8 protein-coding genes are annotated in these 7,989 nt (G+C 66.6%); 4 read left to right on the top strand and 4 right to left on the bottom strand.

Annotated features, from left to right (window positions below; all coding sequences use genetic code 11):
• The first annotated feature begins 228 nt into the window (after positions 1-228).
• Positions 229-804, top strand: a complete 576-nt coding sequence (locus ACFU6K_RS03100) for a hypothetical protein (protein ID WP_380660554.1) — start codon at positions 229-231, stop codon at positions 802-804.
• A 387-nt stretch (positions 805-1,191) separates the two neighbouring features.
• Here the strand turns inward: ACFU6K_RS03100 and ACFU6K_RS03105 are convergent, their stop codons facing one another.
• Entirely contained in the window at positions 1,192-2,250 is a 1,059-nt protein-coding gene (locus tag ACFU6K_RS03105) for a hypothetical protein (protein WP_380660555.1), read from the bottom strand.
• 446 nt (positions 2,251-2,696) lie between these two features.
• Between ACFU6K_RS03105 and ACFU6K_RS03110 the strand changes: the two genes are divergently transcribed.
• Positions 2,697-3,803, top strand: coding sequence for a hypothetical protein (locus ACFU6K_RS03110; protein ID WP_380660556.1), 1,107 nt, complete (start codon positions 2,697-2,699; stop codon positions 3,801-3,803).
• A 137-nt stretch (positions 3,804-3,940) separates the two neighbouring features.
• Here the strand turns inward: ACFU6K_RS03110 and ACFU6K_RS03115 are convergent, their stop codons facing one another.
• The 3 genes from ACFU6K_RS03115 to ACFU6K_RS03125 are packed head-to-tail and all read right to left on the bottom strand — an operon-like array spanning position 3,941 to position 5,990.
• On the bottom strand, positions 3,941-4,417 hold the full coding sequence (locus ACFU6K_RS03115; protein WP_380660557.1) for an NUDIX domain-containing protein: 477 nt from the start codon (positions 4,415-4,417) through the stop codon (positions 3,941-3,943).
• Positions 4,414-5,193 (bottom strand): phosphotransferase, encoded by a 780-nt coding sequence (locus ACFU6K_RS03120; protein WP_380660558.1) that lies wholly within the window; start codon positions 5,191-5,193, stop codon positions 4,414-4,416. Before ACFU6K_RS03120 ends, ACFU6K_RS03115 begins: the two co-directional genes overlap by 4 nt.
• Positions 5,190-5,990, bottom strand: a complete 801-nt coding sequence (locus ACFU6K_RS03125; protein WP_380660560.1) for a class I SAM-dependent methyltransferase — start codon at positions 5,988-5,990, stop codon at positions 5,190-5,192. Before ACFU6K_RS03125 ends, ACFU6K_RS03120 begins: the two co-directional genes overlap by 4 nt.
• Positions 5,991-6,245: 255 nt before the next feature.
• On the opposite strand from ACFU6K_RS03125, the gene ACFU6K_RS03130 reads away from it, so the two are divergent.
• Both ACFU6K_RS03130 and ACFU6K_RS03135 read left to right on the top strand, forming a co-directional pair.
• Positions 6,246-6,644: a tyrosine-type recombinase/integrase gene (locus ACFU6K_RS03130; protein ID WP_380660561.1), complete on the top strand. Its 399-nt coding sequence runs from the start codon at positions 6,246-6,248 to the stop codon at positions 6,642-6,644.
• 213 nt (positions 6,645-6,857) lie between these two features.
• Entirely contained in the window at positions 6,858-7,622 is a 765-nt protein-coding gene (locus ACFU6K_RS03135; RefSeq protein WP_380660562.1) for a hypothetical protein, read from the top strand.
• Positions 7,623-7,989 lie beyond the last annotated feature (367 nt).

The following is a 7,989-nucleotide window of genomic DNA, read 5'->3' on the forward strand; positions in this document are numbered from 1 at the left end:
GATCATCCGGGGCTTGATCAGCCGAGCCTACGTGCGTGCCCCAGGTGGACGAACCCCGAGCTCTCCAAGCACTCCGCACCGGAACGTCGGCGAATCTGGCAGCTGTCGGCAGCTACGCGGATTGCCGATTCCTGCCTAAAGCTGCCTAGCGATGCCGATTCGTGGTACTGTCGCGATGTTGATCGCAGGGCGGCCCAGTAGGGCACGACATCGAGGGGTGAGTTGGGAGTGGCGGATGTATCGCTCTCGCGGCCGAGCTGGACCGACCCCAAGATCGGCACCAAGGTTCGCGTGGCTCTGTGGCTACTGGACGAGGTGGGCGAAGGGAACGTGTTCACGCTTGAGCAGGTTCGTGCTGCCTTCCCGGGCGCAGCGCAGGTCGACCGTCGCCTGCGGGACCTGAGGGATGACGGCTGGGAGATCGAGACCAGCCGGACCCAGGTTTCTCTGGACGCCAAGGAGAGGCTCTTCGCGCGTGCCGGGGCGGAAGTCTGGGATCCGGCGGTTCGTGCTGCCGGTCGACGATCGGTTCCTCGTCGGTCCGAAGCCCCCAGAAACGCGCTCGCCACCGATCAAGGCGTGCAGTCGGTGGGCCGGAGGGGTGTTTGGCAGGCCCTCGAAGCGCTCTCGAGCCGGGATCGAGCACTTGTGCTCGCTTGGATGGCGATGGGTCGACGCCCTGGCACTGCAGCCGACAACGCTTGGTTCCTCTATGAGCAGTTGCCTGAGGGCGAGCGCCTTGAGTTGATGGCTCAGCTGGGTGAACTCGTCAGCGGTGAACTCGGTGAAGATGCCGCAGAGTAGCCGCAGCATCGCTTGAGGACCGAAAAGACTTCCGCCGGGCCCGTATCACCTTCCACAGATCTCCGGGCTCCGGCGGTTGGCCCTACCCCACCGAACGAGGGAGAAGACCATGTCCAGTATGCGCGCAATCCGTGGCAAGAGCCACAGGCCGCCCCGACTTGAAGTCCTGGCTGCTGCTGTCGCGGCGGCATACACCGCTGGTTACGCCGCAGGCGCGGGCAACCGAGCCGAACAGCTATTGGGAGCTGTGGTCGTGGCGACGGCTGCCTGGGCTTGGGAACGTTGGCGCCGTTGACGCGTTGCTGCCTGTAGTCGCCGATATGGCAGAGCACCGACCACCCACTGGTCGGTGCTCTGCGTTGGAGGGCCAACTTCTGCGCTGATAGGTCAGCTGTACAGGCGTGCGCCGAGTTCGAGGAGCTGTTGGCCGGCGCCGGTGGCGATGGTGGTTGCGAGCTCGGAGCTGGCCAGGCGCATGATCCTGCGCCAGATTCGACCGCCCTGCGCGGGGTCGTGGCCGTCACGTTCTAGGGCTTCGACCTCGGCTGCATAGTCCTCGGCATCTACCGAGTTGAGGCCGAGCTGCGGGGTGACATCGCGCAGGCCCTGAACCAGGCCAGCAAGGGCCTGAGCGTCGATCCCGTTGCCCACGTTGATCGTGTTGTGGTCGCCGGTGGAGACGACGCCGCCACTGACTCCGCCCTGGATGACCGTGCCGTGGTAGTTGGTCGTCGTGGAGGTGGTGTTCTGGCTGTCCATGTAGCTCCTTACGGTGTGGCCGCCGCGGACGCAGGCGGTGCCAGCCACGGTGATCCACAGCCGGTACGAGTTGGTGTCTTCCGAGTCGGTCTCGCGGTTCACCAGACCGTGTGCGCGGAGTTCGACGGCGGCCTCCGTGATCTCGGCGGCAGTGAGAGTGGTGCCGGCGAAGAACGCGGTCCGGGTACCAGCGAACTGGCTGGGCTCCACTGGGGCACCCTGGTCGTACAGCCACCGCAGGACAGCGTCGGAGGCGTAGTTGGCGCGGGCGACTTTGTCATCAGCGAGCTTCCTCAACTGCCGAACTTCAACCCGACCCGCGTCCGTCAGCCGAACCGTGGTCTGGTCTTCAGTCCAGGTGCGGAGGATCTGGGCCAGGCCGTGCTGCTCCAGCTGGAGCGCGATTCCGGCGGCGTCTTCCCTCGGAAGGTGCTCCAACTCGATGAAGTCCAGCAGGTCTCGGAAGCCTCCGCGCCGCCGTTCTGTCGGATCGTCCAGCCACAGCAGAGCTTTGGACAGGTACGTGTCTTCCTCGGTCCCGCTGGACGCGTGCGTACTCAGAGTGTTGGACGGGCTTGTACCGACCGGGACTCGAATCGGATTACGCCGTGCCGAGCGGTTCACGCCCTTCTGGATCTCGCGCATCATTTGATCGATCCCGCGCTGGTTGATTTTGAACTCGGCCAAGTCCGGCTCCTTCCGACATATGCCCGCATGAGGCTATCCGCCAGCTCTGACAAACCGGGCGTAAGCCAGAAGCCGGGACCGGGCCTGGGGTTCAGCGGCGCCGAGAGTGGGCCAGCGTCCGGCGTGCGGTCCCGGAGCATGGGTGGTGCGGGCTGCGACCTTGCGGGGTAGAGAGCCGCCATGGCGGCGATGGCCGCCAGCAAAGCGGGTGACCATCGGGCGCTGAGGGGTGGTGTGGTGGTGGACCTGGCTCGGACTCCAACGCCTCAGCCGAGGAAGTCTGTCGGATCAGCCCCCGGTCCGATTCCAGGTGTTGGGCGCATCAGCACGGAAGATACGCGATCAGCAGATGTCGTGCAGCCAGATCCGGCATGCTGATCAGCATGCCGATTGGTCCGTCCACATCTGCGGTGGTGCCCCCGCCACTGTGGCGTCCACTGCGACGTTTGCACCATCGATTCGTCGAGAGACGAGTTGGCGACGCCGCCCGATCATCGCCACTGCTGTCCACTCCGCTCGATCTCGATCTGCTTCGACGTGCTCTCAAGTACGACGGAGGCCTTGGCTTCGCGGCCCTGTTAGTGATCGGACTCTTCGACCTGATCTTCCTTTCTGCGGTATTCGCAGGGTGGAAAGGGGCGTGTACTGCTGGTGGGTTACTGCCGAGCGACGGGGGCAACCTAGCTGCGTGTCCGACTCACCACGAGAAGGTATCGGTCGGGCTCGTGGTCCTGATCTTTTCTCTCGTCCTCTGGGCGGCCTCGGTGACGAGGAATGCCAGAACGGGAGTCCGGGTGCAGTCTTGCTACCAGGCGCTGATACCGGCGCTGGAGGTACTTGGCGCATGTGGGCAGGTCTGGCTTCTCGGTGGTCATGACGCGGCAGCAGAGCTCAGTAAGAAGGCCGAAATGCTCGGCCAAGCAGTAGTGGACGGATCTGGTCACGCGGCCAGCGACTACGGTTCTCGCAGCGCAACCCGCGCCGCGACGCGAGAGCATGCGCGTAGGGTCGCCGCTCTGCTTGAACGCACCGCCGACGAGCTGCTGCCAGATCGTGAGCGCGCGACCGCGTCCTTGGCCGTCTACGCCGCTGCGATAGCTCACCAGACCGCGGATGGACGGTTTACCAATCTTCTCGGGCCAATTGGGCAGCCACCGGAACTCCCTCCAGCGGCTCCGGAATCACCGGACCGAACCGACGGGCGAAGGCTGGCTGTTGCCGCCATGATGGCTCTGGTTCTGACCGCCCTAATAGCATGGGGGATCGGCTACCTCGGCTTGCCGGCATACGTGGACGCGCCACTTGCCACTCTTTCTGTGCCGCTCGTGGCCTTCCTCTTCCTGGCTTACCGGTATGGGCTGGCCGAAGCCCTCCGGCTCACCGCGACCCTCAGATCAGTACGCAACGGTGACTCCACGCCAGCGCCCCAGGTGGCTTCGAGTGACGGGGCGGACCGGAACCAGTCGGTGGCCCAGCAGACGCCCTCTGAGAGTTCCGAATCAAACGACTCCCAGCCAGCCGACATGGCCCGCGGTTCGGCCAGCACGGCTTAGGTCGGCTATACGGACACCGAGTCGAGGCGGACTTCTCCACCTTCAGGCGAGTGAGCAACTAAGCGGGAGGCACCCGAGGCTCGGGGGTGAGTGGGCTCGTCGAGATTGCCATTCGACGAGCCCACCCGTGTGCGTCGTTACGCTGTTATCGGCTCCCAGCCGTAGCGCGAGAAGGCGGGACCGCCAGCGCGGTAGGCGCCGAGTGCTTGTGCGGCCGTGGGGAATGCGGGCTCGGGGAGGCGGTCCGCAGGTAGCCACTGGGCGGTGAGGTGCTTGTCGGGTTCGGTGTTGGTGAGGCCGCCGGCCCACTTGTCGGTGGCGAAGACGAAGAGGACGAACTGGCCGACCTGGTCCCAGCCCTGTTCGACGTGGATGACGTGGACGAGTTCGAGGTCGGCCGGGTCGACGAGCAGTCCGGTCTCCTCCTTGAGTTCGCGGGCGGCGGCCTGGTCGAGAGGTTCGCCGGGCTCGGCCTTGCCGCCGGGGACGGTCCAGGCGGGGTGCGGGGACCAGTTGCGGGCGGCGTAGTGCAGGGCGGCGATCGTGTCGGTGTCCTTGTCGTGGATGATCACGCAGACCGCGTTGCGGCTGTTCATCACGCTGTTGGTCGTCACGATGCGGACTCCTTGTCGAACTGCCGGAGGACGTCGATGGTCCAGGCAGGCCTGATCGTGTGCCAGCTGAACTGGTAGCCGTTGGTGCCGTGGTAGGGCGTGGTGAGGATGTGGTGGAACTCGCACCACGCGGCGAACTCGCGCCGAGAGCATCCGGGAAGACCGTGCTGCCTGGGGTGGCGGTTGTAGGCGGCTACGGCCTGGCGGATGGTGGCCTCGGGTAGTGGGCCGGTGGTCATGGCAGTGGTGACGACGATCTTGGCGAGGTCGTAGCCGAAGGGGGCGAGGGTGAGGGAGTCGAAGTCGATGATGACGACCCTGGTGTCGGTGATGAGGAAGTTGCGGGGGTTGGCGTCCTTGTAGAAGGCGGCGGGCATCGTCGCGGCCCGTTCCAGCCAGCCGTCGATCGCCTCACGGGCCAGGGCCGAGCCCGGTACGGTGCCGGTGCCCAGGAGCTGGTGGAGGCGTTCGCGGCGGCTGTCGGCGAAGCCGGCGATGGTGACGTCGCCGCTGGTGTGGGACGCGTCCAGGCGGGCGGCGTGCAGGTCGCGGGTGTGGGCGGTGGTGTGCTGGTGGCCGAGGAGGCTGGCCAGGGTCAGCAGGTCGTCGGCGGTGCCGTGGTGGCCTTCGAGGTGTTCGAAGTCGATGGCGGTGGGGCGGACTTGGACGACTTCGGGGATGCGCACGTCGGGGTTGGTGTGGGCGATCCACCGGTGGTGGGCCAGGGTGCGCTGTTGGAGCTGGGGGTCCGTGTAGGTCTTGGTGAAGGTCCTCATCGGCGGGCGGCCACGACGTAGGTGACGGTGGAGGTGGTCTCCAGCGGTCCGTCGCCGACGGTGTCCCGCAGCCGTCGGGCGATCTCGGCGGGGTCGTGCGGGAGTTGGTACTTGGGGTTGGTGGCCGCGTAGGCGGCGATGTGGTCGGCGTCGGTGAAGCGGAAGCGGTGTTCGTGGTGGATGACCTGCTGCACATCGAGGCAGGTGGCGACGATGTCGGCCTGGTTGTGGCTGTGGAAGGTCTCGTACAGGCTCGGCCGGCTCGCGGCCTCAGGGTCCAGGCCGCTGGCGGCGATCACCTCGTCCAGAGCCCGGTAGCTGTCGGCGGACTTGGTGACCGTGATCGACAGGCCGCCGGGGGCCAGACAGCGGGCGACCTCCGCGACCTCCGCGGCGGGCCGGGCCGAGTGGTAGAGGCAGAAGGCAGCCGTGGCCACCGCCACCGAGGAGTTGGGTAGGGCGATGGCGTGGAAGTCGCCTCGCATGATCTTCACGCCTGTGTGTCCGGCGAGCCTGCTCTCGGCTTCGGCGAGGAGGGCGGCGGACTGGTCGAAGGCGATGAGCTTGGGCGGGGTGAGCCGTTCGGCGAGGGCGAGGGTGGTGGTGCCGCGTCCGCAGCCGATGTCGAGGACGGTGCCGTGCAGGCCGCTGGCGGCGATGTCGGCGATGACGTTGGCAGGGTGGGGGCCCGCGGTCTTGGCGCGGGCGAGGGCGCTGGTGCGCTGGGTGATGCGGCCCGCGTCGGCGTACAGGTCGTGGCGGACGCGGGCAGCGTCGAGGAACGGGTTGGCGGTCATGGACAGGTGGAGCCTTCCCGGTGCGAAGTGGGTCAGGTCATGTCTGCCGGGGCACGGTGGCGACGAACCGGCGGGCGGCCCGGCGGCTGGTGAGGGTGACGACGCGGGCGTGGCCGGCGTGCTCGGCGATCAGCGCGCGGACCTTGGGCCGCATCTGGCGGCGGTAGCCGAGGATGTAGCGGATGAAGCCCCAGCGGATGCGGTCGAAGACGCCCTGCTCGGTGTGCTGGCCGCCGGCGCCGGAAGGCGTTGCTCGTGTTCACCAACGAGCGAGGCGAGGCGATCCGCCGCGCGGCCTGGTCGTCGGTCTGGGAGAACCTCGGGCGGGTCGCCGACAAGGCCCTCCTGAAGCAGCACGAGGTTGCGTTCAAGAGCTGGGAGCGCCGCGGCCGGCCGGATGGTGCGGAGCCGACGCTCCGCCAGGTGTCGGACGACGCGACGATGCACGACCTCCGGCACTTCTACGCCTCGGTGCTGATCAAGCACCGGGAGAGCGTCAAGACGGTGCAGAAGCGGCTCGGCCACGCCAAGCCCTCGATCACGCTCAACACCTACACGCACCTGTGGCCGGACGAGGAGGACACAACGAGGGCGGCGATCGAGGCTGTCTTCAGTAGCGCGCCCTCAATGTGCTTCCCTGGGCCAAGGCGTTGAGTTGTGGGATGGCGCTCTCACGGTAGGCACGTCAGCCACGCAGCGGGCGGCCGGCGTTTAGACGTGCACCATCTACCACAGAGCCGTCGTGCACCGTGGGGTCATTCCTCGAACGTAAGTCCTTGGGGCCAACTGGCTTTATCTCAGGGTGCGTTGTCAGTTGCGTCCTCTACCGTACGAGATGGAGTGTTCAACTCGACGAGGAGGACTGCCATGGCCGAGCAGCTGCGTCGGAACTACAGCAACGCCACCGTGGCCGCGCTGATGACCCTGGCCCGAGGTGGGTGCTACGCGCCGCGCTGCGGGGCTCCGACCGTACGCGTCATCGACGGGGAGCCGATGCTGAATCTCGACATCGCGCACATCCGAGCCCTCAAGCCGGAGGGGAAGCGGTTCGACGCGACGTGGACCCTGGAGCAGAGGAACAGCTTCGCCAACTTGTTGCTGCTGTGCAACGTGCACCACAAGCGGGTCGACGGGGCAGGCGGAGAGAACTACACCGTGGAGATCCTGGAGGAGTGGAAGCGCGTTCGTGAGGCGGACGGACGAGACGCCCTGGCGGGACTGAGCGGTCTGACCGAGGCGCGGCTAGTGGAGATGATTTACGAAGCGCAGGAAGCGTACGTCGAGCGGATCGGTCCCCTTCTGGGGAGCATCGCAAAGGAGATGCCTGAACTGGCGTCCCTGATGAAGGTCCTCAGGTCGGACCTGGAGGTGCTGCGCGGCAGCCGGCTGGCGGTCTCCGAGGACGCGGCTTGGATGCTTCACGAGGCGAGCAACGGGCTCCAGCACCTTCAGGACAATGCCCCCTGGCTGCATGAGGCCAGCCGTGACCTGCGCCACCTTCAGGACAATGCCCCACTGCTCGCGAATGCCGCCAGCGCCCTCTCGCGGTTGGCTGATCTGCCGTCGTCGTTGAGGTCGGCTGCCGGTGACATCCGGAGCGCGGCTGCGGCGTTGGCAGACGCAAAGTACTGACGGGTTCCGGGCGCGACGCGGAATCGACTGAGGTGTCGATGACCGATTTGGTGCCCGCACCGCCGGTCAGAAGTCAGCCCTACTCGGCAAGGGCACAACGAGGGTCGTCGGTGGCGGTTGTCCCCGCCGAAGTGCCCTCATTGTGCCCTGTGGCCACCTGGAGCCTGCGTTTCCGCCCCGCTGACCTGCGAGTCTGCGGCGATCGAGGCGCTGACCCGGAAAACTCCTGTCACGTGTTCTCCCCGCAACGTGATCTCGATCCCAGGTAGGCCCTAGATGAATGAGTCCGATGTCCTCAGTGGTCATAGGCGATGAGTGAGCGCTTGATCGCGGCGCCGGTGTTCCAGTTGTGCCAGATCGCGGCGGC

It is taken from the genome of Kitasatospora sp. NPDC057512, from assembly GCF_042802135.1.
Lineage (GTDB): Bacteria > Actinomycetota > Actinomycetes > Streptomycetales > Streptomycetaceae > Kitasatospora.

Bases quoted from the DNA above. Each gene is read 5' to 3' on its own strand.
- ACFU6K_RS03125 (WP_380660560.1), bottom strand. From the start codon at position 5,990: ATGACCGCCAACCCGTTCCTCGACGCTGCCCGCGTCCGCCACGACCTG.
- ACFU6K_RS03135 (WP_380660562.1), top strand. From the start codon at position 6,858: ATGGCCGAGCAGCTGCGTCGGAACTACAGCAACGCCACCGTGGCCGCG.
- ACFU6K_RS03120 (WP_380660558.1), bottom strand. From the start codon at position 5,193: ATGAGGACCTTCACCAAGACCTACACGGACCCCCAGCTCCAACAGCGC.